Raw genomic sequence first — 24079 nt, forward strand, 5'->3', positions numbered from 1 at the left:
CTACGACTGCGCCGTGACTTCGGTCTGCAGGCGGGTGAACTTGGTCGACGCCTGGCCCAGGTCGATGATCGCCTCACCGTCGAGCAGCTCGGCGGGCTTGATGCCGAGCAGCGAGCCCTTGGGCACCTCGACCTTCTCCATGGCCGCCTTGTTGGGCACCTTGTAGTTGATGTTCGCGGCGGCCCAGCTGTGGATCTCGGGGTCGAGGATGTAGTTGATCAGGGCGTGCGCCGCCTCCTTGTTCTTGGAGGTCTTCATGATCACCATGGTGTCCACCCAGAGGTCGCTGCCCTCCTTCGGCACCACGAACTTGATGTTCTGCTTCTCGTCCGTGGTCGGGCACCAGCCGTCCCACGCCTCGACCATGGCGGCCTCGCCGGACACCAGCTTCTCGCCGAACGTGGTGTCGTCGTAGGCGAGCAGGTGCGGCTTGGCCGCGAGCAGCAGCTCCTTGGCCTTGGCGATCTCCTCGTCCTTGTCGGTGTTGACCGAGTAGCCGAGCGCCTTGAGCGCGGGCAGGGCCAGCCAGCGCTCAGTGGTCATCATGGTGACCTTCTTCTCGGCCCAGGCCGGCGGCTTGAGAAGATCGTTCCAACTCGTCACCGGGGTCTTCGCCAGGTCGGAGCGGTAGCAGATCCCGGTGGTGCCCCAGGTGTAGGGCACCGAGTACTTGTTGCCCTTGTCGTAGGAGAGCTGGGTGGCCTCCGGGTAGAGGTTGGCCAGGTTGGGGATCAGCTCGGCGTGGATCGGCTCGAGCAGGCCCTGCTCATTGAGCGCCTGGGCGTACTGGCCGGACACGAACGCCACGTCGATACCGCTGTCGCCGGAGGCGGTCAGCTTCTGCATCGCCTCCTCGTTGGTGGCGTGCAGCCCGATCTTCATGTCCTTGACCTTGAGCTTCTCCTTGACCTTCCCGGGAAGCTCCTTGGGCGTATAGCCGTCCCAGACCGTAACCTGGAGCGTCTGCTGCGACAGGTCCGCGTTGGGCTTGAGCTGGTCGGCCGCCGCCGCGGTCGTGCCTTCTGAGCTGGTCGACGACCCACCGCCGCACGCCGCGGTGGCAAGCGCGAGGCCGGCCACCGCAACGGCGGCCGGAAGACGACGGGTGAACCGGATACGGGACACGGCCGCTACTCCTTCTGAATGTGCGATGTACGAGGGGTCGCGCGACCTTACCGGACACAGCAGACCAAACCAGGAGTGTTGCAGCAGAAATCAACATGAGCAAGACTTTTACAGACATTGCTACCAGGAAGTTTGGTCTACGCATTGAATTGGGATTCAATTGCTCACCGGTTGATCTCTCTCGGTGAGAAACCCCTTACCGCACGAGATCGTGGTCTCACCGCCGCTCTCCTGACGGTGTTGGAGGGGGAGGCGCCGGCGCCGTTCACCGTACGCCACTTCCAGCCGTTGCCCAGCCTCTCGTACGACCCTGGTGATCTCCACACTGGGGTCCCGGCCGAGCGAGATTTCGGCCCCCACGTGGACCAGACGAACTACTCGGTGGTGGTGGCCGAGAAGATCGTCGTCAAGTGGCTGGCCCCTCCCGTACCCCTGCCCCATCCCACTCCGGAGATCTTCGCCCACCTCGTTGAGGCCGGCTTCAACGACACGGCTCCTCCTTACGCGGCCTTGACATGCGTGGTGGACGGCCGTGATCACCTTCTGGCCCTGGTGACCGGTTACCTCCCGGAGGCGCGGGACGGCTGGGAATGGTGCGTCGACGAGGCCGAAGCCGGCCGGACCGCCTTCGCCGCGGATCTCGGCCGCCTCACCGCCGACCTCCACCTGGCCCTGGCCACCCTCCCCCCACCGCACGACAACCCGCCTTTCGCGGTTGGGTCGGACGATGCCGGCGCAACGCGCGACGCGGCCGGTCTGGCGAGGAACCGGGCGGCGGTCAGGGCGGAGGCGGCGCTGGCCGAAGCACTCGCGCTCACGGACGGCGTAGACGGCCGCTGGCTGGCCACCAGAGCCGAGCACCTCAGCCGCGAACTGGCCCCGCTGGACACCCCCATCACCACCCCGCAGATCAGGATCCACGGCGACCTCCACGTCGGCCAGATCCTCAAATGGCGAGACGGCTACGCGATCATCGACTTCGACGGCAACCCCACGGTCACGGACGCGGACCCGCACCAGCCGCCGGCCAGAGACGTGGCCCAGCTCACCACGAGCCTGGAGCACGTGGCCCAGGTGGCGATCAGGAGAAGAGCCACCCCACCCGACCGCGCAGCGGCCTGGGCGGCCGAGGCCCGCACCACCATGCTGACCGCCTACAAGGCCCGCCTGGCGGCGGAGAACCGCCCTGACCTCCTGGACGAGACCCTGATCCGCCCGTTCGAGGTGGAGCAGGAGTGCCGTGAGCTGATCTACTCCGCCCGCCACCTCCCCCGCTGGCGCTACGCCCCCATGGGCGTCCTGCGCACCTGGTACACCGAGGAGAACCCCGCGTGAATTCCGAGCTCTACCTCTCCGACCTGGAGTCCAAGCCGGCCGCCCTGGGGCGACTGGCCGGCGCCCTGACCGAGGCGGACCCCTTCGAGCAGCTCCCGAAGGACATCGCCAGGGTCCTGTTCCTGGGCATGGGCAGCTCCCGGTACGCCGCCGGCGTGGCCGCCCTGCGCCTGCGCGCCGCCGGCATCGACGCGTACGCCGACTACGCCTCCGCCGCGGCCACGTACCCGCCCTCGAAGGACACCCTGGTCATCCCGATCTCCGCGACCGGCGCCAGCAGGGAGACCCTGGACGCCATGGAACGCTACGCCGATGGCCCGGCCTTCGTGGCCGCCCTCACGAACGCCCCGGGATCGCCCCTCGCGGAGGCGGCCGACGCGGTGATCCCGATGCACGCGGGCGACGAGCGCGGCGGCGTGGCGTGCCGCACGTTCCAGCACACCCTGGCGCTCCTCCTGACCCTGGAGGCCAGGCTGACCGGCACGGGCCGCGACGTCCCGGCCCTGATCAGACGGAGCGCCGAGGCCACGGCCGACCTCCTGGACCGCAGGGACGAGTGGCTCCCCCTGACCATGGAGCTGCTGGACGGCCCGCACGGCGTCTACACGGTGGCCCCCGCCGAGCGCCTGTCGTCGGCCGAGCAGTCGGCGCTGATGCTCCGCGAGGGCCCGCGCCGCCCCGCCGACGCCTGCGAGAGCGGCGACTGGGCCCACGTGGACGTGTACCTCACCAAGACCCTCGACTACCGCGCCCTGCTCTTCCCGGGTTCGCGCTACGACGAGCAGGCCATGGACTGGGTACGCGAGCGCGGGTCCACCGTGATCGCCGTGGGCGCGGAGGTCAAGGACGCCGCCGCGGCCGTCCGCTACGCGCACGACGACGACCCGGACGTCGCCCTGCTGACGGAGACGCTGGTGGCGGAGCTGGTGGCGGCGTACTGGTGGACCGCCCAATAGGACGGCCCAAAGGGAACGGCTCAGGCGGAGCGCACCGTGAGGGCGTGCTCCACGAGCGTGATGAGCGTGGTCTTGACCGCCTGCCGGTGCCGCGCGTCCGTCCGGAGGATCGGCACGTGCGCCGAGAGCGTGAGCGCCTCCCGCACCTCGCTCTCGACGTGCGGGAACTCGCCGTTCCAGCCGTTCAGCCCGACCACGAACGGAATCCCCGACTCCTCGAAGTAGTCGACGGCGGGGAAGCTGTCGGCCAGCCGCAGCGAGTCCACCAGCACCACGGCCCCGATGGCCCCGCGTACGAGGTCGTCCCACATGAACCAGAACCGGTGCTGCCCGGGCGTGCCGAACAGGTAGAGGATCAGATCGCTGTCGAGGGAGAGCCGCCCGAAGTCCATGGCCACCGTGGTGGTCGTCTTGCCGGGCGTGTGCTCGAGGTCGTCGATGCCCTGCGAGGCCTCGGTCATCACCGCTTCCGTGGTCAGCGGCATGATCTCGGAGACCGAGCCCACGAACGTGGTCTTCCCTACGCCGAACCCGCCCGCCACGACGATCTTCGTGGAGGTGAGCCGGCTAGAGCCTGCGAAGTCCACTCAAAACCCTTTCGAGCAGGCTCCTGTCGGGAAGACCTGCCTCCAACTGCGGCTGGTACACCTTGACCAGCCCGTCCGCCTCCATGTCGGCGATCAGCACCCGCGCCACACCGAGCGGGACGCTCAGCAGCGCGGAGATCTCCGCCACAGATCTCACCTGGCGGCACAGCTCGCTGATCGCTCGGAATTCGCGGGCGTAGGTCGGGCCGAGCTGCGCCGAGGTGGCCGACGATACCAGTGCCTCCATGGCGAGCTGCGTGCGCGGAGCGGTCCTGCCGCCCGTGACGGCGTACATCCGGACCAGCGAGCTGCGCTCGGGCTCCGGCTCCCCGTTATCCCACGATGCCAACGTCTGCTCCCATCACCTGTCCGGCCTCGCGGACAGCTCGGCCCGCCCGGCGGACCTCTTCGACGAAGCTGCTGACCAGCCAGTTCATCAGCCCTCCTCGAGCTCTGAGCGACCCTTGCGCACGCCCTGCTGGTAGCTGGCCAGCCTGCTACGCAAGCGATCAGGGGACAGCGGAGGAGCCGGAGCGGGAGCGGGCGGTGGTTTCGGGTTTGCGGTGCCCGGTACCAGATTCGCTCTTGGAGTCCGCTTCGGCAAGCCGGAGTTCGTGGTCTCGCTCTGCGCGGGCTCCGCGGCCGTCTCGGCGGCCCGCCAGCCCTGGTCGGCCGGCGAGGTCCAGGCGGGGTCGCGGTGATCGGCGGTCGACGCCGGCTTGCTGAACCAGCTGCTCTCTTCCTCTACGGAGGCGAAGATCGGCAGGAACTCGTCCTTGGCCGAGGCCGGGCTCGGGGTGGGGTATGAGGGGATGGGCGTGACGAACGACGGGTACGACTCCTGCGACGTGACCGGCTGCTCCACGGACGCGGAGTGCGTGTTCGGCGAGCTGAACCACGACGAGGGCTCGGGCGCCTGCGGCGCGACGTCGAACGACGGGTGCCCGAAGGACGGCATCGGCGAGGACGCCTGCCTGGGCACCTGGACGTGCGGCTGCGGCTGCGGCAGCGCGCGGTGCCGCGGGGCAGGCGGCTGGGATTGCGGCTGCAGGGCGGGCATCGTGCCGGGCAGGGCGGTGAGCAGCATGGGCGGGATCAGCACCATGGCGGTCAGCCCGCCGATGTCCTGGCGGCGCAGCTGGACCCTGATGTTGTGACGCAGCGCCAGCCTGCCGACCACGAACAGGCCCATGCGCCGCGACACCGACACGTCCACGACCGGCGGGTTGGCCAGCCGCCAGTTGGCCCCGGTCAGCTCCTCCTGGCTCATGCCCATCCCGTGGTCGGTGACCGACAGCATCAGGGAGCCGCCGTCGATGCGGCTGCTGGAGATGATGACCTTGGTATCCCGCGAGGAGAACGAGACGGCGTTCTCGATCAGCTCGGCGAGCAGGTGCACCACGTCGGTGACGGCCTGCCCGGCGATGGCGACGTCCGACTGGACCTGGATGCTGATCCGGTCGTAGCTCTCGACCTCGCCGAGCGCCGCGCGCACGATGTCCATCAGCTCGACCGGCTCGCTCCACTTGCGCGCGGCCTCCTGGCCGGCCAGGACGAGGAGGTTCTCGCTGTTGCGGCGCATGCGGGTGGCCAGGTGGTCGAGCTTGAACAGGTCGCCGAGCCGGGCGTCGTCGCGCTCGCCCCGCTCCAGCTTCTCGATCAGCGTGAGCTGCCGCTCGACCAAGGTCTGGCTGCGCCTGGACAGGTTGACGAACATGGCGTTGACGTTGGAGCGCAGCCGCGCCTCGTCGCCGGCCAGCCGCACGGCCTCGCGGTGCACCTCGTCGAAGGCGCGGGCGACCTCGCCGACCTCGTCCTTGGAGAAGATCCCGATGGGCGGGACCTCGGCGTCGATCGCGCCGTCACGGGACTCGCGCAGGTGCTGGACGAAGGCGGGCAGCCGCTTGCCGGCGATCTCCAGGGCCTCGCCGCGCAGGCGGCGCAGCGGCCGTACGAGCGACCTGGCCACCCCGGTGGTGACCAGCAGCACGGCCACCAGCAGCGCGAGCACGGCGCCCGCGGTCACGAACGCCCGCTGCCGCTCGTCCGCGCTGAGCGCCTCGCTACGTGCCACGATGCCGCCGGCCTGACGCTCCTCAACCGTGCGCATGGAGTCGACGATGACCCTGGACGCCTCGAACCACTCCCTGGCGTCGTCGCGCTCGCTCAGGTCGAGGCCGCGCAGCGGCAGCCCGTTCGTGGCCCTGATCAGCACCAGCTCGCGCAGGAACAGCATGCGCTCGGCGGAGTCGCCGTTGACGGTCTCGTCGAAGAAGCGGCGCTCCTCGGCGGTGGCCTCGGCGGCGAAGCCCTTGCGCTCGGTGGCCTCCCTGGACTGCTCGCCGAGGAAGCGCTTGAGCTGCTCCTGGTCGAACGCCCCCTCGGCGAGGACGACCGTGACCAGCGCCTGCTGGTAGGAGACGCTCTCCTTGGCGCGGGCGAGCGCGTTGAGCATGCGGGTCTGGCGGAACAGCTCGTCGTCGGCGCTGCCCTTGATCAGCTCGTTGTGGACGGACAGCAGATCGTTGATCACTGTCGTGTAGAGCTCGACGGCGGGGCCGGGCAGGAGGTTGGCCTCGAGCGCCTGTTTGCGCAGGGCGGTCAGGTCGTCCAGGCGGCTGAGCAACTGCTCGAGCTGGTCGGCGGTACGGCCGGTGGACTCGGCCAGCAACACCCCGGCGACGCCGCGTACCTCTTTGGCGGCCAGATCCGCCTCGCCCATCTGCTTCTGCACCTCGGCCAGCCCGCCCGGGGGCCGGTTGCGCGCGATGTACCAGGAGGTCCTGGCGCGCTCGCCGGACACCGCGTGGGTGAGCACGCCCAGTTCCTCGGAGAGCTGGGCGAACTGGTTCGTCCGGGCGAAGTCGCCGGCGGCGGCCGTCGAGGCGAGCACCTGAATGCCGCCAAGCAGCACGGTGGCCGCCGTCGGGATCAGGATGAGGGCGACGAGGCGCGCTCGGACACGCCAATTCCGCAGGCGCCAGTTGCCCTCACTGGCCTGCCTCTCGCCCAGCTCTGTACTCACCGAACACACCTCGCCCGAATCGGCGTATATGAGGGGTGCTGTGCCCCCTGGGGAAATCAGCAAGTGTGCGGGTAATTGGAACACATCCCATTGCCGGTGGCCAACCGAACATACGCGACAAAATTCGAGTCGTGTGGCGCATGGGAAGAAACCTGGGGCTCCATCTAGCCATCCATAAGGTGAGAAATTAGCCCATATCACACCTATTGTCGCCGCATGGGCGATTTTATCGTTTCAAACGAGATAACACATGGGAGGCACCACGATCTCCGGAAGGTCACGGCGTTGAGATTGACGTTATTCACCACATATGTTGAGCGACGTCAAACGAGGAGGCGGGTGTGGGGGATTCTCCCAACAGCGCGGCAATCACCGTTGAGGGCCTTTGGAAGATCTTCGGGTCCAGGGCACATAAAGTGCTGGACAGCGAGAACCGGCATCTCGAGCCCGCCACGCTGAGAGAGAGGACCGGCTGCACCGCCGCCGTCAGAGACGTGAGCTTCGAGGTGCACCCCGGCGAGGTCTTCGTGGTCATGGGCCTGTCGGGCAGCGGCAAGTCCACCCTCGTACGCTGCCTCACCCGGCTCATCGAGCCCACCGCGGGCGAGATCAGGATCGGCGGCGAGGACATCTGCCGCGCCTCCCCCGCCCGGCTCCGCGAGATCCGCCGCCACCAGGTCAGCATGGTCTTCCAGCACTTCGGCCTGCTGCCGCACCGCAAGGTGATCGACAACGTCGCGTACGGCCTGGAGGTCCAGGGCACCCCGAAGGCCGTCAGGCACGCGCGGGCGGCGGAGATCCTCTCCCTTGTCGGCCTCGACGGGCACGCCGACTCCTACCCCGACCAGCTCTCCGGCGGCATGCAGCAGCGCGTCGGCCTGGCCCGCGCGCTGGCGGTCGAGCCGCAGGTGATGCTGTTCGACGAGCCGTTCAGCGCGCTCGACCCGCTGATCAGGCGGGACATGCAGGCCGAGGTGATCCGGCTGCACCGTGAGGTCGGCAAGACGATGGTGTTCATCACGCACGACCTGTCCGAGGCGCTCAAGCTCGGCGAGCGGATCGCGATCATGCGGGACGGCGCGATCGTGCAGCTCGGCACCGCGGAGGAGCTGGTGGCCGCGCCGGCCGACGACTACGTGGCCGACTTCGTCCGCGACGTGCCCAGGAGCCACGTGCTCACCCTGCGCTGGATCAGCCGCGACCCGGAGCCCGGCGAGCCGCTGGACGGGCCCGAGCTGGCGGCCGGCACGCTCATCAAGGACGCCATCGCGGCCGCCTCGGAGTCCTCCCGCCCGATCAGGGTCGTGGACGGCGACGCGCTGGTGGGCGTCGTGGACCGCGTCGACCTGCTGTCCTTCCTGTCCGGCCAGGACGTCCCCATGCGGGCCGGCGCATGAGTAGTACGGCGTTGGCCGGCGTACCGTCCCGGCTCGGGTTGCCCAAGTGGGCGGCGCCGGCGGGGGCGGCGGTCCTGTTCGTGGCGGCGTACCTGGTCTTCCGCGGCACGGGGACGCTGCCGCACGACAAGGAGGCACCGCAGTTCCTGGCCGTCACCGAGCTGCGCGAGTGGATCGACGACCACCGGAACGACAACCCGCTCTTCCTGTACTTCCTCAACTACATCAGGCTCTTCGTCGGCGCTCTCTACGACCTGTTCCTGATCGTCCTGCACGCCCTTGGCTGGCCCGGCATCACCGGCGTCATGGGCGCGCTGGCCTGGCTGACCGGCGGCTGGCGCATCGCGCTGCTGGCGGTCGCCGGGCTGAGCGCGTTCGGGTTCATGCGCCTGTGGGAGTCGAGCGTCGAAACGCTGGCCCTGGTGTCGGTCGCGGTGCTGCTGTCGCTGGCGATCGGGATCCCGGTGGGCGTCTGGGCCGGGCTCTCGGCCCGCGTGCGCCGGGCGATCACGCCGGTGCTGGACGTCATGCAGATCATGCCGACGTTCGCGTACCTGGCGCCGCTGGCGCTGTTCTTCCACATCGGCGCGCCGGCCGGGGCCATCGCGACGATGATCTACTCGATCCCGCCGGCGATCCGCATCACCGCGCTGGCCATCTCGGGGGTCTCCCCCACGGCGGTCGAGGCGTCGTCGTCGCTGGGCGCCACGCGCCGGCAGACGCTGTTCAAGGTCTACCTGCCGCTGGCCAGGTCCACGATGGCGCTGGCGGTGAACCAGACGATCATGATGGCCCTGTCCATGGTCGTCATCGCGAACCTGATCTCGGCGCCCGGCCTGGGCAGTGAGATCATCCGCGGCCTGTCGCGGGCGCAGGTCGGCATCATGCTCCCGGCGGGCGTGGCCATCGTGATCATGGCCGTGATGCTCGACCGGATGACGCGCGGCCGGCAGGCCAGGCTTGGCCGGGCCGACCTCGTCGCGGCGGGCGCGCTGGCCGTGACCGGCCTCGCGCTCATCCCCGTGCTGCCGCGCGTGTGGCCGGAGAGCTGGACGATCAACCTCGTCGCCGAGGTGAACGACGTCGTCCGCTGGGCCGAGACGAGCTGGTACCCCGTCACGACGTTCATCAAGGACGTCACCTCCCATGCCCTGCTCAACCCGCTGGAGTCGCTGCTCACCTCGGCACCGTGGTGGCTGATCGCGCTCGCGGTGCTGGCCGTGGCCTGGCGGGTGAGCGGCATGCGCCCGGCGCTGATCGCGCTCGGCTGCCTGCTGGCGATCGCGCTGCTGGGCACGTGGGAGCACGCCATGCAGACGATGACCACGGTCGCCGTGGCGGTGCTGGTCACCCTGCTCATCGGCCTGCTGCTCGGCGTGGCCGCGGCCCGCTCGCCGCGCTACTCGGCCGTGCAGCGGCCCCTGCTCGACGCCGCGCAGACCATGCCCGCCTTCGTCTACCTGCTGCCGGCGCTGGCCCTGTTCGAGAGCACCAGGTTCACCGCGATCTTCGCCTCCATCATCTACGCGGTGCCACCGGTGGTACGCCTGGTCGAGGACGGCATCAGGGGCGTCCCCGTCGAGGTCGTGGAGGCCGCCACCGCGGCCGGCTCGACGCCGGGCCAGCTCCTGTGGAAGGTGCAGCTGCCCATGGCCAGGCAGGCCATCCTGCTCGCCGCCAACCAGGGCATCGTCATGACGCTGGCCATGGTCGTCATCGGCGGCCTGGTCGGAGCGGGGGCACTCGGCTACGACGTGATCCTCGGCTTCTCCCAGCGGACCGACTTCGGGCTGGGCTTCGTCGCCGGCATCGCGATGGTGCTGCTCGGAGTCATGCTCGATCGCATCACGCAGGGCGCGGACAAGCGCCCTTCCCCCCGAAAGAGGATGTTCACATGAAGATTCGCCTGCTCGCAGGCCTCCTCGCACTTGGACTCACCGCCGTGGGCTGCGGCGGGGCCACAGTCGAGACCTCTCCCAGCTCTTCCGCCGCCCCGCAGGCCGGCTCAAGCAGCGCCGCCGGCACCGTGAAGATCGCGATCAACCCGTGGGTGGGGTACGAGGCCAGCGCGAACGTCGTCGCGTACCTGCTGAAGAACGAGCTGGGCTACACCGTCGAGCTGCCCGAGATCAAGGAGCAGCTGGCCTGGGAGGGCTTCGAGACGGGCGACGTCGACGTCATCATCGAGAACTGGGGCCACCCGGACCTGAAGAAGAAGTTCATCGAGGAGAAGAAGACCGCGGTCGAGGCCGGCTCCACCGGCAACAAGGGCGTCATCGGCTGGTACATCCCCAAGTGGATGGCCGACGAGCACCCCGACATCACCGACTACAAGAACCTGAACAAGTACGCGAGCATGTTCAAGACCTCGGAGTCTGGCGACAAGGGCCAGCTGCTGTTCGGCGACCCGTCCTACGTCAGCAACGAGGATGCCCTGATCAAGAACCTCAAGCTGAACTACAAGGTCGTCGTCGGTGGCAGCGAGGCGGCCCTGATCAAGGGCGCCCAGCAGGCGCAGACCCAGAAGAAGCCGCTGCTGTTCTACTTCTGGGACCCGCACTGGCTGTTCAGCAAGACGGAGCTGGTCCGGGTCAACCTGCCCGCTCACACCGAGGGCTGCGACGCCGACCCGAAGAAGGTCGCCTGCGACTACCCCGAGATGGACCTCGACAAGATCGTGAGCAAGAAGTTCGCCGAGACCGGCGGCAAGGCCTACGACCTGGTCAAGAACTTCAGCTGGACCAACGAGGACCAGAACGCCGTCGCCGACGACATGACCAACAACGGCATGACCGGCGAAGAGGCAGCCAAGAAGTGGGTCGAGGCCAACACCGCCAAGTGGCAGGCCTGGATCCCCAAGTGACCCCCTCTTGGTCGCGGCCCCGCCGGGGCCGCGACCGCGGAGAACTCCCATGCGCATGAAGACGCTCGTCGGGCCGCTGATCGCGGCCCTGCTGCTGGCCGGCTGCTCCGGCGAGGAGCCAGAAACCACCGCCGGGTCCAAGGGGACCGTCAACCTCGACATCCACGCCTGGGTCGGGTACGAGGCCCAGGCCGCCGTGCTGGCGTACCTGCTGGAGCACGAGCTCGGGTACAAGGTGAACAAGCGGGCCGTGAAAGAGGATCAATCCTGGCGGGACTTCGAAACCGGCAAGGTCGATGTGATCATCGAGAACTGGGGCCATCCGGATCTCAAGAAGGAGTTCATCGAGGAGAAGAAGGTGGCCCTGACGGCCGGCCTCACGGGGAACAAGGGAGTGATCGGTTGGTACGTCCCCGAGTGGATGGCCAAGAAATATCCCGAAATTACGGACTACCGAAACCTCAACAAGTTCGCGAACCTCTTCCGGACCGAAAAAACCGGAGATGCCGGACAGATCTTGGACGGCGATCCGACGTTCGTCACCAATGACGAGGCTCTCGTCAAGAACCTCGGCCTCAATTACAAGGTCGTCTACTCGGGCAGCGAGGCGGCGTTGATCAAGGCCGCCCAGTACGCGACGAAGAATCGGACGCCGTTGCTCATGTATTTCTACGAACCGCAATGGCTGTTCACCAAGGTCAAACTCGTGAAGATCGCGCTGCCTCCGTATGCCGTGGGCTGTGACGCGAACGCGGCGAAGGTCGCCTGCGACTATCCGCCGTATCTGCTGGACAAGATCGTCAGCAGGCGGTTCGCGGAGACCGGCGGCAAGGCGTACGAGCTGGTCCGCAACTTCACCTGGACCAACGACGACCAGAACGCGGTCGCCAGCGACATGATCAACGAGAAGATGACCGCCGAGGAGGCCGCCAAGCGCTGGGTGGCGGAGAACAAGATCGTGTGGAAGGACTGGATTCCCCGCTGAGGCTCGAGCGCGCCATCGTGGGCGGCGGGTCTCATCTTCGGCAACACCCCGCTGCCCCCGCTTGCGGAGCACAAAGGCAGTCGGCCGACGCCTTCGAGAAGGTGGTGCGGCAGCGGCTGGCCGAGCCTTAGCGGTCGAGACGCTGGTAGAGGCGGACCGACAGGACGAAGAACACAACAGTGATCGCCAGGGGCCAGAGCACGGCCATCAGGACCGCGTGCTGCGCCACCCACGAGTCCCCGCCCCAGCCGGGGTTGCCGAACAGCTCCCTGGCCGCCGCCACCGTGGACGACAGCGGGTTCCACTCCGAGATCGCGCCCAGCCAGCCCGGCATGGTGTGCGGGGCGACGAAGGCGTTCGACAGGAACCCGATCGGGAACTCCAGCGTCTGGATCGCCACCACCCCGCCCGGGTCCTTGGTGAGCAGCCCCAGGTACATGCCGGCCCACAGCAGCGAGAAGCGGAGGAGCAGCAGCAGGCCCACCGCACCCAGCGCGCCGGACAGCGTGGCCGGGCGCCAGCCGACCGCCAGCCCGCACGCCAGCAGCCCGGCCAGGACCAGCACCGAGTTGAGCAGGTCGGCGATGGCGCGGCCGATCAGCACCGCTGAGGGCGCCATGGGCATCGAGCGGAAGCGGTCGGTGACACCCTTGGAGGCGTCGGTGGTGACGGCGATCATGGTGGCGCTCAGGCCGAAGAGCATCGTCATGCCGTACATGCCAGGCATGAGGAACGCGAAGTAGTCCGCCCCCTCCGGCACCTTGACCGCGCCGCCGAACAGGTAGCCGAAGGCCAGGGTGATCATCACGGGGAAGACCACTCCGAACACCACCGTCATCGGCTGGTTGGCCCAGTGGATCAGGTCGCGGCGGGCCACCGTCCAGCCGTCGGCCAGCGCCCACCGCAGCCGCGTTTCCTTGAGGGAGATGTCGGTCATTTCGCGGCCCCTTCGGTGTGGGTGAGGTTCAGGAACACTTCGTCCAGCGTCGGCCTGCGCAGCGCGACGTCCTCGACCTCGATCCCGGCCGCTGACAGGGCCGCGAGGACCTTCGTGAGGGCCTGCACCCGCTCGCTCACCGGAGCGGACACATGCCTGGTGTCGTGATCGACCTCGGCCGGCCCCGCCGCCACCCCGCCGACGATCGCGGCGGCTTCGGCCAGCCGCCCCGGGTCATGGATCACCATGTCGAGCCGGTCGCCGCCGAGCTTGGACTTGAGCTGGTCGGGCGTGCCCTCGGCCACCACCCGGCCCGCGTCGATCACCGAGATCCGGTCCGCGAGCTGGTCGGCCTCCTCCAGGTACTGCGTGGTCAGCAGCACCGTTGTCCCGCCGGACACCAGGTCGCGCACCGCACGCCAGATCTCCGTACGGCTGCGCGGGTCGAGCCCCGTGGTCGGCTCGTCGAGGAAGAGTACGGACGGCGCCAGGATCATGCTCGCCGCCAGGTCGAGCCTGCGCCGCATGCCGCCCGAATACTCCTTGGCCGGGCCGGTGTGCTCCAGCCCGAACCGTTCGAGCAGCTCGTCCGCCCTGGCCCGGGCCGCCGCCGCGCCCAGGTGGTAGAGGCGGCCGAACAGCTCCAGGTTCTGCCGCCCGGTCAGCAGCTCGTCCACCGCCGTCTGCTGGCCGACCAGGCCGATGCTGCGGCGCACCTGGCGGGGCTGGGTCGCCACGTCGAACCCGGCCACCTCCGCGCGGCCGCCCGAGGACCGCAGGAGCGTGGTGAGGATGCGGACGGCCGTGGTCTTCCCGGCGCCGTTGGGGCCGAGGAGACCGCAGACCGTTCCCCGGCCGACGTCCAGGTCGATGCCGTCGAGCGCCGCCTTCTCGCCGTACGTCTTGCGCAGGCCATGCGCGAGTACCGCTGGCATACCGCCCTCCCTATCGATTGCGTACGCCGTACCGTACACCTTACGGTTCACGACGGCAACCGTACGATGTACCGTACGAATGTGACCGTTGAGTATTCGGGGAAGGGCGATCCCGCCCGCAGCCTGGCGCTGCTCTGGCGTACCAGCGAGCGGACCAGCCGCAAGGGCAAGCCGGAGCTGAGCGTCGACCGCATCGTCCGCGCGGCCATCGAGGTGGCCGACGCCGACGGGCTGGAGGCGCTGTCCATGCGCCGGGTGGCCGAGCGGCTGGGTGTGGGGACGATGTCGCTCTACACATACGTGCCGGGCAAACCGGAACTGTTCGATGTCATGCTCGACACGGTCTACGGCGAGACCGCCAGGCCGGAGGACGTGCCGGGCGGCTGGCGGGCCCGGCTGGAGCAGATCGCCAGGGAGAACTGGGCCCTCTACCTGCGCCATCCGTGGCTGCTGCAGGTGGCGGCCAGCCGGCCGGTGCTCGGGCCGAACGTCACCGCCAAGTACGACTACGAGCTGCGTGCCGTGGACGGCATCGGCCTGACGGACCTGGAGATGGACTCGGTGATCACGTTGATCACCGGCTTCGTGCACGGCACGGCGCGGGGCGCGGTGGAGGCCGCGCAGGCCGAGAGCCGGACGGGGATGAACGACGAGCAGTGGTGGGCCGCGCACGGGCCCTTGCTCAGCCGCATCGCCGACACCGACCGCTTCCCGACGGCGGCCAGGGTGGGGCAGGCGGCGGGCGAGGCGCTCAACGCGGCCTACAGCCCGGAGCACGCCTTCGAGTTCGGCCTGCAGCGCGTGCTCGATGGCATCGAGGCCCTGGTGAACAGCCGGGCCTCAGCTTGACGAGGCCCACTCCATTCCGGCTGAGCTCCCCCACCATCAGGCTGACCGTCGCCGACGCCACCTCCAGCCGCGCCGCCGGCTCGTTCACCGTCATCGCGCCGTCGAACAGCAGGTATGCCAGCAGCGACAGGTGCCACAACGTCCTGGCAAACCCCGAGGTCACCGTCGAGCTGGGCGAGAAGCGGTTCACGGCCAGGGCGGCGCCGCTGGAGGGCGAGGAGCGCGATCGCATGTACGCCCGCCAGGCCGCCCTCAACCCGGCCTTCCCCGCTTACCAGGAGCGGACGCACAGGGTTATCCCGGTCATCGCCCTCTATCCGGAGAGCGAGCGGCTGCGCGCGTTCGGGGACGAGCTCATCAAGATCCACGACTACTTCAGGGACGAGCTGTCCAGGCTGCGCACCGGCGAGGTGCCCGCCGACGAGCTGGAGGCCCACTTCGCCTACGAGGAGGAGCGGCTCGTCCCGGTGCTCAACACGCTGACGAGCGTGCCGTGGGCCTAGTGGACGGGCGTCGCGCGCAGGCGTACGACGTGCTCGACGAGCGCGATCAGCGTCGCCTTGACCGACTCACGGTAGCGGGCGTCCGTACGGACGATCGGCACGTGCGGCGACAGTGCGAGCGCTTCCCTGACCTCCTGGTCGGAGTGCGGGAACTGGCCCTCCCAGCCGTTGACGCCGATCACGAAGGGCAGCTTGGCCTCTTCGAAGTAGTCGATGGCGGGGAAGCTGTCGGCCAGGCGCCGGGTGTCGAGCAGCACGACCGCGCCGATCGCGCCCCGCACCAGGTCGTCCCACATGAACCAGAACCGGTGCTGCCCGGGCGTGCCGAACAGGTAGAGGATCAGGTCACGGTCGAGCGAGAGCCGGCCGAAGTCCATGGCCACGGTCGTGGTCTGCTTGTTCGGGGTCATCCCGAGATCGTCGATGCCCGCGGACGCGTCGGTCATCACGGCTTCCGTGGTGAGCGGGAGGATCTCCGACACCGCCCCCACAAACGTCGTCTTCCCCACGCCGAAGCCCCCGGCGACGACGATCTTCGTCGACGTGAGCCCGGGGCTAGAGCCTGCGTAGTCCACTGAGCACCCTTTCGAGCATGTTGAGGTCTGGCTGTCCCTGGCTGAGGCGTGGCTGGTGCAGGCGGACAAGCCCTTCGTCGGACATGTCCGCCACGAGCACCCTTGCCACGCCCAGCGGGACGCGGAGCAGGGCCGAGATCTCGGCGACCGACCGGAACGTTCTGCAAAGTTGCATGATGACCTCTTGCTCGGGGGTGAGCATGATCATCTCTTCGTCCGGGATCGACATGGACGAGACCAGGGTCTCCATCGCGAGGTGATAGCTCGGCTCGGAACGGCCGCCGGTCACCGCGTAAGGACGGAACAGGGGCTCTTCTTCCCCAATTCCGTCAGTGCCGTACACGGCCCTCTCCCATCAGCTCCATCACATCACCGGGCCCTGGCCGCCTGGAGTTCGGCGCGCAGGGCCGGCGTGAGCGCCTGTCCCGCTCTGTCTACCAGCAGCGTCATCTGATACGCCACCAACCCCATGTCACAATCAGACCCCGCGAGTACCGTCAGCACGGACCCGTCGCTGATCGCCATGACCAGGAGCAGGCCGCGCTGCATCTCGACGACGGTCTGCGTCACGGCACCGCCCTCGAACACCCTGGACGCGCCTACGGTCAGGCTCAGCAGACCGGCGGAGACCGCCGCGAGCTGGTCGGCCCGGTCCGGCGGGAAACCCTCCGAGCTCGCCAGGCACAGGCCGTCCGCGGAGACCACGACGGCATGGGCGACTCCGGGCGTGTTGCGGACGAAGTCGGTGATCAGCCAGTCGAACTTGTGCGCTTCATGGCTAAGGGTTGTCACGCATCCTCCCCGACGGGACGCTTACTCACTCTGTTCCTCCTGTCCACGAACTTCCTGACGGGCCCGTCGCACACCCTGCTGGTAGCTGGCCATCCGGGTGCGTAGCCGGTCGGCTGAGACCGGAGGCGCCGGAGCCGGCCGCTGCGGCTGTTGTGATTGCGCCGGCTGGCTAGCAGTGCCGGGCACCAGGTTGGCCTTGGGGGTGCGCTTCGGAAGCCCGGCGGCAGTGACGCCGCCGAGGCTCGGCTCGCTGGCTGCGGCCGCCGCCTGCCATCCGGCGTCGGCGGCCGTTCGCCACGATTCCTCCCCAGAGGGTACGGCTTGTGCAGACGTGACCTCACCGTCGCCCTGCGTCTTCGGTTGTGCCGGCGCCCGCTCGCCGGGCGGCCTGCGGAACCAGGCGGACTCCACCGACGCGAAGATCGGCAGGTATTCCTCCTGCTCCGGCTCCATCGGCGACACCTCGACCGACGGCGTCGGGTCCGGCCGGCGCACGTCGTTCGTGGAGTACGGAGTGGAGTTCGAAGCGGGCGGCGTCTGGAACGCGCCATTGCCGGACGGGTACGACCCCGTGCTCGGGTACGACGGGTAGGTCCCGGGGTCGAACGAGGGCTGCTGCCTGCGGTAGGAGCCGCCGTCGGTGTCGGCGGTGAAGCCGGACACCGCGGGCCGGCCCTGGTCCGAGTTGAACCCGTCGAACGCCGGTCCGGGCGTGCCCGAAGTGTTGTCGTACGAGCCCGGCCCCTGGCGGGCTGGGCCGCGCGGCGGGGCTCCGTCGATCGACTCGAAGCTGCCGAACGACCTGAACCTCCCGTTCTGCACGGGCGGTCCCGGCTGGCCGGGCACGCTCCCAGGGCCGGGGCCGAACACCGGAGTGGGCACGGTGCCGCCACCGAACGCCGGGCGCGGCGGCGGCGGCTGCTGCGTACCGTCGGAGATCAGCGCGGGCGGCAGCAGCACCATGGCGATCAGGCCGTTGACCTCGCCCTTCCTGAGCTGCACCCTGATGCCGTGGCGCAGCGCCAGGCGGCCGACCACGAACAGGCCCATGCGCCGCGACACCGACACGTCGACGACGGGGGGCTCGGCCAGGCGGCGGTTGGCCTCGGCCAGCTCGTCCTCGGTCATGCTGATGCCGGTGTCGCTCACCGACAGCAGCGCGCCGCCGCCCTCGATGAGGCTGCTGGTGACCACGACGTTGGAGGTGTTCGGGGAGAACTGGATGGCGTTCTCGACCAGCTCGGCGACGAGGTGGACCAGGTCGTTCGCGCAGCTGCCGAGCACCGAGGTGGACCGGTGGACGCGGACCTGGACGCGCTCGTAGCCCTCGACCTCCGACAGCGCGGCGCGTACGACGTCGACCAGCTTGGCCGGCTGGGTGCGCCGGCGGGTGGCCTCGTGGCCGGCCAGGACCAGGAGGTTCTCGGAGTTGCGGCGCATGCGGGTGGCCAGGTGGTCGAGCTTGAACAGGTCGGACAGCCGGCCGCCGTCCTGCTCGCCCTTCTCCAGGCCGTCGATCAGTGAGATCTGCCGCTCGACCAGCGTCTGGGTGCGGCGCGAGAGGTTGACGAACATCGAGCTGATGTTGCCGCGCAGCTCGGCCTCCTCGCCCGCCAGGCGCACGGCCTGCCGGTGCACCTGGTCGAAGGCCCGGGCCACCTCGCCGATCTCGTCGTTGCCCTCGATCTCGATCGGGCGTATCTCGGTCACCGCCGCGTCGCCGTTGATCCGCAGCTGGCGCACCACGTCGGGCAGGCGGAACCCGGCGATCTCCAGGGCCTCGGTACGCAGCCGACGCAGCGGGCCGACCATGGAGCGGGCGATGGCCACGGTGAAGAGCAGGACGAGCACCAGCAGGGCGACGATCAGCCCGCCCGCGATGATCGCGTTGCGGATCTCGGCCTCGCGCAGCTCCTGGCTGCGCAGGTTCACCTTGACGGCCAGGTCCTTCTCGATGTCGTGCAGGACGTCGATGACGACGCTGTTGTCCTCGAACCACTGCTGACGGCTGGCCCTGGCGGAGATCAGGTTGTCGGTGATCCGGACACCGGGTGCCCTGCCGCTGGCCAGCGTGACCGCGCGGGACTTGGTGAGCTGGACGCTGACGTACTCGTTCTGGGAAGTGAGCGCCTTGGACAGATCCAGGCCGATCTCGACGCCCGCCTCCTTGCCGACGGTGGAGAGGTCGGCCAGCTGGCGGGCGTTGGAGGCGATGAACTGCTCGACGGTCTTGGCGTCCACGTTCTGGCTGGCGTAGGAGGCCTGGAGCAGCTGGACGCGCTGCCGGGAGATCTCCTCCTTGGCCGAGGCTATCGCGCTCAGGGCGCGGAACTGGCCGACGATCTGCGAGTCGTCGGACATCAGGCTCAGCTCGTCGTGCAGGTTGAGGAGGCTGTCGGTGAGGAAGTCGTACTGGATGGTGTTGGTCTGGCCCTCGCTCCTGATCTTCACCATCCGGCCGAGGTCCGACCTGGCCTGCCCGGCGGCTTTGACCACGCGCGGGCCGTAGGACTCGTCGATGGTGTCGAGGTCGGCGCGGACGGTGGTGACCAGCTTGTCGACGGCCGCCTTGCGCTGGGCGAGCGGCGTGGCGAGGGTCTTGCGCATCGCACGGCTGGCGCCGATCCAGCCGCCGGTGTCACGCTCCAGACCGATCGCCTGGACCAGGTCCCGGATGCGCCCTGACTGCTCGGCGGCGGCGGCGGTGCGGTCGTAGTCGGCGATGCTCTGGACCGAGCCCACCACGCGCGCTCCTCCCAGGAAGACGGCGGCGATGGTGGGAATCAGGATGAGGGCGGTGAGACGCCACCGCACGCGCCAGTTGCGCAAGCCCAAGCGTGGCAGCGACCGCTTCCCGCGGTCCCGCTTCGCGGCCAGGCCGCTGCCGGAGTTCCCCGTAGTCACTGCTTCCGTTACCCCTCAATCGTCCCGTTGGCAACGGGCCACGCCAAACCGTCCATAAGCCGTCCACAAGGTATCCGCAGCATCTGACCTAACCGGCATTTTCGGACACAATTGTTACAAACGTGACAGGTGGTCGTGTGCCGTTGGTTATCGCAGTGCTGCAAGTACCTGATCGCGGACTTGTGCCCTCTGCGCGTCGTCGCTGAGGGGGCGACCAGCGCGATCTACCACATAGAAGACGTCTACCGCCTCCGCGCCGAGAGTCTCTACGCGAGCAGCCCTCACGTCAAGACCGCACTCCCCGAACGCCCGTCCAATACGCCACAGTAGTCCTGGCCTGTCATGGGCTCTGACTTCCACCACAGTGGCGGTCGCGGAGGCGTCGTCGACCAGCGTCACCCGAGGTGGGGCCACGGGCACCCGGGGCGGTCTCATGGCCCGGGCGCGGCGGGCCAGCCGCTGCTCGATGTCAAGACGGCCAGCAAGGACGAGACGGAGATCGGACTCCAGCGTGGCGGGGTCGGGCGGCGAGCCGTACTCGGGGATGACGGAGAACTCGATCACCGCCGTGGACCCCGCGGAGGCGGACGAGGCGGAGCGGACCACGAGCCGGTGCGCGGACAGCACGCCGGCGGCGCTCCAGAGCAGCCCCACCCGGTCCGGGGCGACGACCGTGACCGCTCCCCCGTTGACGCGAACGGCGCCGCCGCCGTGCCTGGCGAGTGCCGCCTGCTCCGCCGACAGGGTGGGCGGCTTGGGCGGCGGCGAGCCGGCCAGCACGGACCTGACCCGGCGCACGAGGTCGGCGACGAGCCCGGCCTTCCAGCTGTTCCAGGCGGCCGGCCCGGTCGCGTGACCGTCGGCGATCGCCAGCGCGGCCAGCAGGTCGAGGACCTCCCGCGAGCCGACGGTGCCGGCGACCTTCTCGATGGTGACGGGGTCGTCGAGGTCCCGGCGGGTGGCCGTTTCGGGGAGCAGCAGGTGATGGCGTACGACGGTGGCGAGGGTGTCCACGTCCTGCGCGGGCAGGCCGATGCGGGTGGCGATGTCGCGGACCACGACCTCGCCGGTCGCCGAGTGGTCGCCGGGCCAGCCCTTGCCGACGTCGTGCAGGAGCGCCGCGATCAGCAGGAGGTCGGGACGGGAGACATCGCGGGTGTGGCTGGCGGCGTTCGCGGCGGCCTCGATCAGGTGCCGGTCGACCGTGAAGCGGTGGATCGGATTGCGCTGAGGGCGGTGGCGTACGCGCTCCCAGTCAGGAAGCAGTTTGACAAGAATGCCCGCCTGGTCGAGCTCTTCCCACACGGGCACGGCGGCGCGGCCCGCGCCGAGGATCGACACCAGCGCGTCGCGGGCTTCCTCGGGCCACGGCACCGGCATGGGAGGCGACTGAGCTGCGAGAACGGTCACCGTGGCGGGCGCGAGCGGCAGCCCGGAGTCGGCCGCGGCGGCGGCCGCGCGCAGCACCAGGACGGGGTCCTTGCGGGGGTTGATCCCCCTGGCCAGCACCACTTCGCCGCCGTGCTCGACCACGCCGTCCGCCAGCGGGCGGCGGCCTCTGGGAGCAGGGCCTGACAGAAGCCTGTCAACGGTGCGCCAGGTGGCGTCGAAAGCATGGGAGACGGTGCGGCCCGCCTCGGCGAGCCGGCGCATGAGCGCCTCGGCGTCGAGCAGGCCGAGCAGCCCGGCCACGGCGTCCTGCTCCTGCAGGACCAGCCGGTCGGTGCCGCGGGCGGTGACGATGTGCAGCGCGTGCCGCACGTCGAGAATGAACTCGTACGCCTCCCGCGCCCGGGGACCCGGCGCGGAGGCGACCCAGGCCGCAGCCACGGCCTGCATGGCCTGGACGTCGCGGAGCCCGCCGCGACCGTCCTTGAGATCCGGTTCGAGGAGGAACGCCAGCTCGCCGCTGACCTGGGCCCGTTTGTCTGCCGAGTCCCGCAGCTCGCCGAGCCTGCGCCTGGAGTCCGCCCGCCACTCGGCGAGCACCGACTCCCTGACCTTCTTGGTCAACTCGGGATCGCCGGCCACGTGCCTGGCCTGGATCAGTCCGAGCACGGCCTTCAGATCCTGCCTGGCGACGGCCACCGCCTCTTCCACCGTGCGTACGGAGTGGTCGAGGTTGACCGCCGAGTCCCAGATCGGATACCAGATCCGGTCGGCGACCCTGGCCACATCGGCCCGGCCGTTGTGCAGCAGGACCAGGTCGAGGTCACTGCCGGGGGCCAGCTCGCCCCTTCCCAGGCTCCCGACGGCGACCAGCGAGACGTGCTCGCCGTCGCTCGCCGTACGGAAGAGATCCTTCAGCCAGCGGTCGGTGTCCGCGGCACGCTCCTTGCGAGCCGCGGCGTACGAACGGGCCTCTCCCCTCACTGCTGCGCCCCCTTGCCGGGCTCCGCCCGGACGCCGTTGTCCGGGCATCGCCGCGGATCCATCGTGGAAACCCTGCCGTGCTCCGCCCGGACCCCTTCGTCCGGGCGGGGCTGCAGCGCTGCTTCTGGCCTCGCTCCGCGAGGACGGTCCTGTGATGGACGTCCTCGCTTCGCTGCGGATCCATCACAGGTCACAGGGCCTCCGGGCCCCTCTCTCCCGTACGTACGCGGATGACGGTGTCCACGGGCACGGACCAGACCTTGCCGTCACCGATCTTGCCGGTGTGCGCGGCCTTGACGATGACGTCGATCACGTCCTCGGTGTCATCCTCTTCGGCGAGGACCTCGAGCCGGACCTTCGGCACCAGGTCGACCTGGTACTCGGCGCCGCGGTAGACCTCGGTGTGGCCGCGCTGGCGACCGTAGCCGCTCGCCTCGCTGACCGTCATTCCCTTGATGCCGAACTGCTCCAGGGCGGCCTTCACGTCATCCAGCTTGAAGGGCTTGATGATCGCCGTGATGAGCCTCATGCGTCCACCTTCTTCTGGGCGGGGGTGGCGGGACCGTTGGGGGACGTCACGCCGGAGGCGTGGACGGAGCCGAGGTCGTAACCGGTCTCGGCGTGGGAGGTGATGTCGATGCCGGTGACCTCGTCCTCGACCGGGACGCGGAAGCCCATCGTCTTGTCGATGATCTTAGCCACGATCCACGTGATGATGAAGGAGTAGCCGCCCACGGCGACCGGGCCGAGCACCTGCAGACCGAGCTGGCCGAAGCCGCCGCCGTAGAACAGGCCCTCGCTCTGCTGGTCCAGGAAGGGGTACGCGGCCAGGAAGCCGAGCGAGACGGCGCCGATGACGCCACCCACCAGGTGCACGCCGACCACGTCGAGCGAGTCGTCGTAGCCCAGTTTGTACTTCAGGCTCACGGCGTAGGCACAGCCCACGCCGGCCAGCAGGCCGATGACCATCGCGGCCCAGGGGTCCACGAAACCACAGGCCGGGGTGATGGCGACCAGACCCGCGACCGCACCGGAGGCGACACCGAGGCTGGTGGCGTGACCGTCGCGCAGCTTCTCCACGACGAGCCAGGCACCCGCGGCGACCGCGGTGGCGATCTGGGTGTTCATGAACGCCAGGCCCGTGGTGCCGTCCACGGCCAGCTCGGAGCCGGCGTTGAAGCCGAACCAGCCGAACCACAGGAGGCCGGCGCCGAGCAGTACGAGCGTGAGGTTGTGCGGCCGCATCGGCTCCTTGCGCCATCCCTGGCGCTTGCCGAGCACGATGGCGAGGGCCAGCGCCGCGGCACCGGCGTTGATGTGGACCACCGTGCCGCCGGCGAAGTCCTCGATGCCCATGGTGTTGAGCCAGCCGGTGCCCCAGACCCAGTGCGCCACCGGGAAGTAGACGAGCGTCGCCCAGACGAGGCCGAAGACCATCCACGCGCCGAACTTCGCCCGGTCCGCGATCGCGCCGCTGATCAGAGCGACGGTGATGATGGCGAACGTGAGCTGGAACGCGGAGAAGACCAGGTTCGGCATGCCGGTGCCGTCGTCCTTGGTGGCGGTGTCCACCAGACTCTGCAGGCCGAGCGCGTCGAAGCCGCCGAGGACGTTGTTGATGGCCGAGCTGGGGTTGTCGGTGAATGCCAGGGAGTGCCCGAAGAGCACCCAGGCGATGGTCACCACGATGATGGCGCCGAACGACATCATCATCATGTTCAGGACACTCTTGGCCCTGGTCATGCCCCCATAGAAAAGTGCGAGGCCCGGAGTCATCAGTAGCACCATTGCGGTGGCCACGAGCATCCAGGCAGTCGTGCCGCCATCGATCTTCACGACGCGACCCTCCTTACATGTGACGTGTGGCCCAAAGCGTGTTCTCCCGGAGTTTCATGGCTCGACCAGGTGTGTTTCACATTCGTGAATCTCGCCGCGCGG

The 24079-nt window shown here is 69.1% G+C and carries 21 protein-coding genes; 8 read left to right on the forward strand and 13 right to left on the reverse strand.

Annotated features, from left to right (window positions below; genetic code table 11):
• On the reverse strand, positions 1-1125 hold the full coding sequence (locus EJK15_RS23000) for a polyamine ABC transporter substrate-binding protein (protein WP_138712520.1): 1125 nt from the start codon (positions 1123-1125) through the stop codon (positions 1-3).
• 240 nt (positions 1126-1365) lie between these two features.
• On the opposite strand from EJK15_RS23000, the gene EJK15_RS23005 reads away from it, so the two are divergent.
• The gene (locus tag EJK15_RS23005; protein WP_138712521.1) at positions 1366-2460 is read left to right on the forward strand and encodes a hypothetical protein; all 1095 of its coding nucleotides are present in this window, start codon (positions 1366-1368) and stop codon (positions 2458-2460) included.
• A complete protein-coding gene (locus tag EJK15_RS23010) occupies positions 2457-3416 on the forward strand; it encodes an SIS domain-containing protein (protein WP_138712522.1) in 960 nt (319 codons plus the stop codon). Before EJK15_RS23005 ends, EJK15_RS23010 begins: the two co-directional genes overlap by 4 nt.
• 20 nt (positions 3417-3436) lie before the next feature.
• Here EJK15_RS23010 and EJK15_RS23015 read toward each other — a convergent pair whose 3' ends face one another.
• From EJK15_RS23015 to EJK15_RS23025, 3 genes are all read right to left on the reverse strand, one after another.
• Positions 3437-4003 (reverse strand): GTP-binding protein, encoded by a 567-nt coding sequence (locus EJK15_RS23015; protein ID WP_138712523.1) that lies wholly within the window; start codon positions 4001-4003, stop codon positions 3437-3439.
• Positions 3984-4352 carry a DUF742 domain-containing protein gene (locus EJK15_RS23020; RefSeq protein ID WP_138712524.1) on the reverse strand — a complete coding sequence of 123 codons (369 nt, stop codon included), beginning with the start codon at positions 4350-4352 and terminating at the stop codon, positions 3984-3986. The genes EJK15_RS23015 and EJK15_RS23020 overlap by 20 nt, the downstream gene beginning before the upstream one ends.
• Positions 4353-4439: 87 nt before the next feature.
• Positions 4440-7028 (reverse strand): nitrate- and nitrite sensing domain-containing protein, encoded by a 2589-nt coding sequence (locus tag EJK15_RS23025; protein WP_138712525.1) that lies wholly within the window; start codon positions 7026-7028, stop codon positions 4440-4442.
• Between the two features lie 341 nt (positions 7029-7369).
• On the opposite strand from EJK15_RS23025, the gene EJK15_RS23030 reads away from it, so the two are divergent.
• From EJK15_RS23030 to EJK15_RS23045, 4 genes are read left to right on the forward strand one after another with little or no spacing between them, the layout of a single operon-like run.
• Positions 7370-8425, forward strand: coding sequence for a quaternary amine ABC transporter ATP-binding protein (locus EJK15_RS23030; protein ID WP_138712526.1), 1056 nt, complete (start codon positions 7370-7372; stop codon positions 8423-8425).
• On the forward strand, positions 8422-10323 hold the full coding sequence (locus tag EJK15_RS23035) for an ABC transporter permease (RefSeq protein WP_138712527.1): 1902 nt from the start codon (positions 8422-8424) through the stop codon (positions 10321-10323). The genes EJK15_RS23030 and EJK15_RS23035 overlap by 4 nt, the downstream gene beginning before the upstream one ends.
• Positions 10320-11288, forward strand: coding sequence for an ABC transporter substrate-binding protein (locus tag EJK15_RS23040; protein ID WP_138712528.1), 969 nt, complete (start codon positions 10320-10322; stop codon positions 11286-11288). The genes EJK15_RS23035 and EJK15_RS23040 overlap by 4 nt, the downstream gene beginning before the upstream one ends.
• A gap of 49 nt (positions 11289-11337) precedes the next feature.
• Positions 11338-12273, forward strand: coding sequence for an ABC transporter substrate-binding protein (locus tag EJK15_RS23045; protein WP_138712529.1), 936 nt, complete (start codon positions 11338-11340; stop codon positions 12271-12273).
• A gap of 127 nt (positions 12274-12400) precedes the next feature.
• Here EJK15_RS23045 and EJK15_RS23050 read toward each other — a convergent pair whose 3' ends face one another.
• Together EJK15_RS23050 and EJK15_RS23055 are read right to left on the reverse strand one after the other, a co-directional pair.
• Positions 12401-13210, reverse strand: a complete 810-nt coding sequence (locus tag EJK15_RS23050; RefSeq protein WP_138712530.1) for an ABC transporter permease — start codon at positions 13208-13210, stop codon at positions 12401-12403.
• A complete protein-coding gene (locus tag EJK15_RS23055) occupies positions 13207-14145 on the reverse strand; it encodes an ATP-binding cassette domain-containing protein (protein ID WP_138712531.1) in 939 nt (312 codons plus the stop codon). The genes EJK15_RS23050 and EJK15_RS23055 overlap by 4 nt, the downstream gene beginning before the upstream one ends.
• Positions 14146-14226: 81 nt before the next feature.
• Between EJK15_RS23055 and EJK15_RS23060 the strand changes: the two genes are divergently transcribed.
• Together EJK15_RS23060 and EJK15_RS23065 are read left to right on the forward strand one after the other, a co-directional pair.
• Positions 14227-14994, forward strand: coding sequence for a TetR/AcrR family transcriptional regulator (locus tag EJK15_RS23060; protein WP_138712532.1), 768 nt, complete (start codon positions 14227-14229; stop codon positions 14992-14994).
• Complete coding sequence (locus EJK15_RS23065) at positions 14991-15497, forward strand: nitroreductase/quinone reductase family protein (RefSeq protein ID WP_138712533.1); 507 nt, start codon at positions 14991-14993, stop codon at positions 15495-15497. The genes EJK15_RS23060 and EJK15_RS23065 overlap by 4 nt, the downstream gene beginning before the upstream one ends.
• Here the strand turns inward: EJK15_RS23065 and EJK15_RS23070 are convergent.
• The 7 genes from EJK15_RS23070 to EJK15_RS23100 all read right to left on the reverse strand — a co-directional run bounded on the left by EJK15_RS23070 (position 15494) and on the right by EJK15_RS23100 (position 23977).
• Positions 15494-16072 (reverse strand): GTP-binding protein, encoded by a 579-nt coding sequence (locus EJK15_RS23070; protein ID WP_138712534.1) that lies wholly within the window; start codon positions 16070-16072, stop codon positions 15494-15496. The genes EJK15_RS23065 and EJK15_RS23070 overlap by 4 nt on opposite strands.
• On the reverse strand, positions 16053-16415 hold the full coding sequence (locus EJK15_RS23075) for a DUF742 domain-containing protein (protein ID WP_138712535.1): 363 nt from the start codon (positions 16413-16415) through the stop codon (positions 16053-16055). Before EJK15_RS23075 ends, EJK15_RS23070 begins: the two co-directional genes overlap by 20 nt.
• Before the next feature lie 26 nt (positions 16416-16441).
• Positions 16442-16864 carry a roadblock/LC7 domain-containing protein gene (locus EJK15_RS23080; RefSeq protein WP_138712536.1) on the reverse strand — a complete coding sequence of 141 codons (423 nt, stop codon included), beginning with the start codon at positions 16862-16864 and terminating at the stop codon, positions 16442-16444.
• A gap of 21 nt (positions 16865-16885) precedes the next feature.
• Entirely contained in the window at positions 16886-19768 is a 2883-nt protein-coding gene (locus EJK15_RS23085; RefSeq protein WP_138712537.1) for a sensor histidine kinase, read from the reverse strand.
• 147 nt (positions 19769-19915) lie between these two features.
• Complete coding sequence (locus EJK15_RS23090) at positions 19916-22141, reverse strand: [protein-PII] uridylyltransferase (RefSeq protein WP_138712538.1); 2226 nt, start codon at positions 22139-22141, stop codon at positions 19916-19918.
• A 190-nt stretch (positions 22142-22331) separates the two neighbouring features.
• Complete coding sequence (locus EJK15_RS23095; RefSeq protein WP_020546578.1) at positions 22332-22670, reverse strand: P-II family nitrogen regulator; 339 nt, start codon at positions 22668-22670, stop codon at positions 22332-22334.
• Complete coding sequence (locus tag EJK15_RS23100; RefSeq protein ID WP_206061051.1) at positions 22667-23977, reverse strand: ammonium transporter; 1311 nt, start codon at positions 23975-23977, stop codon at positions 22667-22669. Before EJK15_RS23100 ends, EJK15_RS23095 begins: the two co-directional genes overlap by 4 nt.
• Between the last annotated feature and the right edge of the window lie 102 nt (positions 23978-24079).

Origin of the sequence: Nonomuraea basaltis, assembly GCF_005893125.1 — a bacterium.
Lineage (GTDB): Bacteria > Actinomycetota > Actinomycetes > Streptosporangiales > Streptosporangiaceae > Nonomuraea > Nonomuraea basaltis.

Coding starts and splice junctions, on each gene's coding strand:
- EJK15_RS23045 (WP_138712529.1), top strand. CDS start 11,338: ATGCGCATGAAGACGCTCGTCGGGCCGCTGATCGCGGCCCTGCTGCTG.
- EJK15_RS23035 (WP_138712527.1), top strand. CDS start 8,422: ATGAGTAGTACGGCGTTGGCCGGCGTACCGTCCCGGCTCGGGTTGCCC.
- EJK15_RS23055 (WP_138712531.1), bottom strand. CDS start 14,145: ATGCCAGCGGTACTCGCGCATGGCCTGCGCAAGACGTACGGCGAGAAG.
- EJK15_RS23050 (WP_138712530.1), bottom strand. CDS start 13,210: ATGACCGACATCTCCCTCAAGGAAACGCGGCTGCGGTGGGCGCTGGCC.
- EJK15_RS23095 (WP_020546578.1), bottom strand. CDS start 22,670: ATGAGGCTCATCACGGCGATCATCAAGCCCTTCAAGCTGGATGACGTG.
- EJK15_RS23040 (WP_138712528.1), top strand. CDS start 10,320: ATGAAGATTCGCCTGCTCGCAGGCCTCCTCGCACTTGGACTCACCGCC.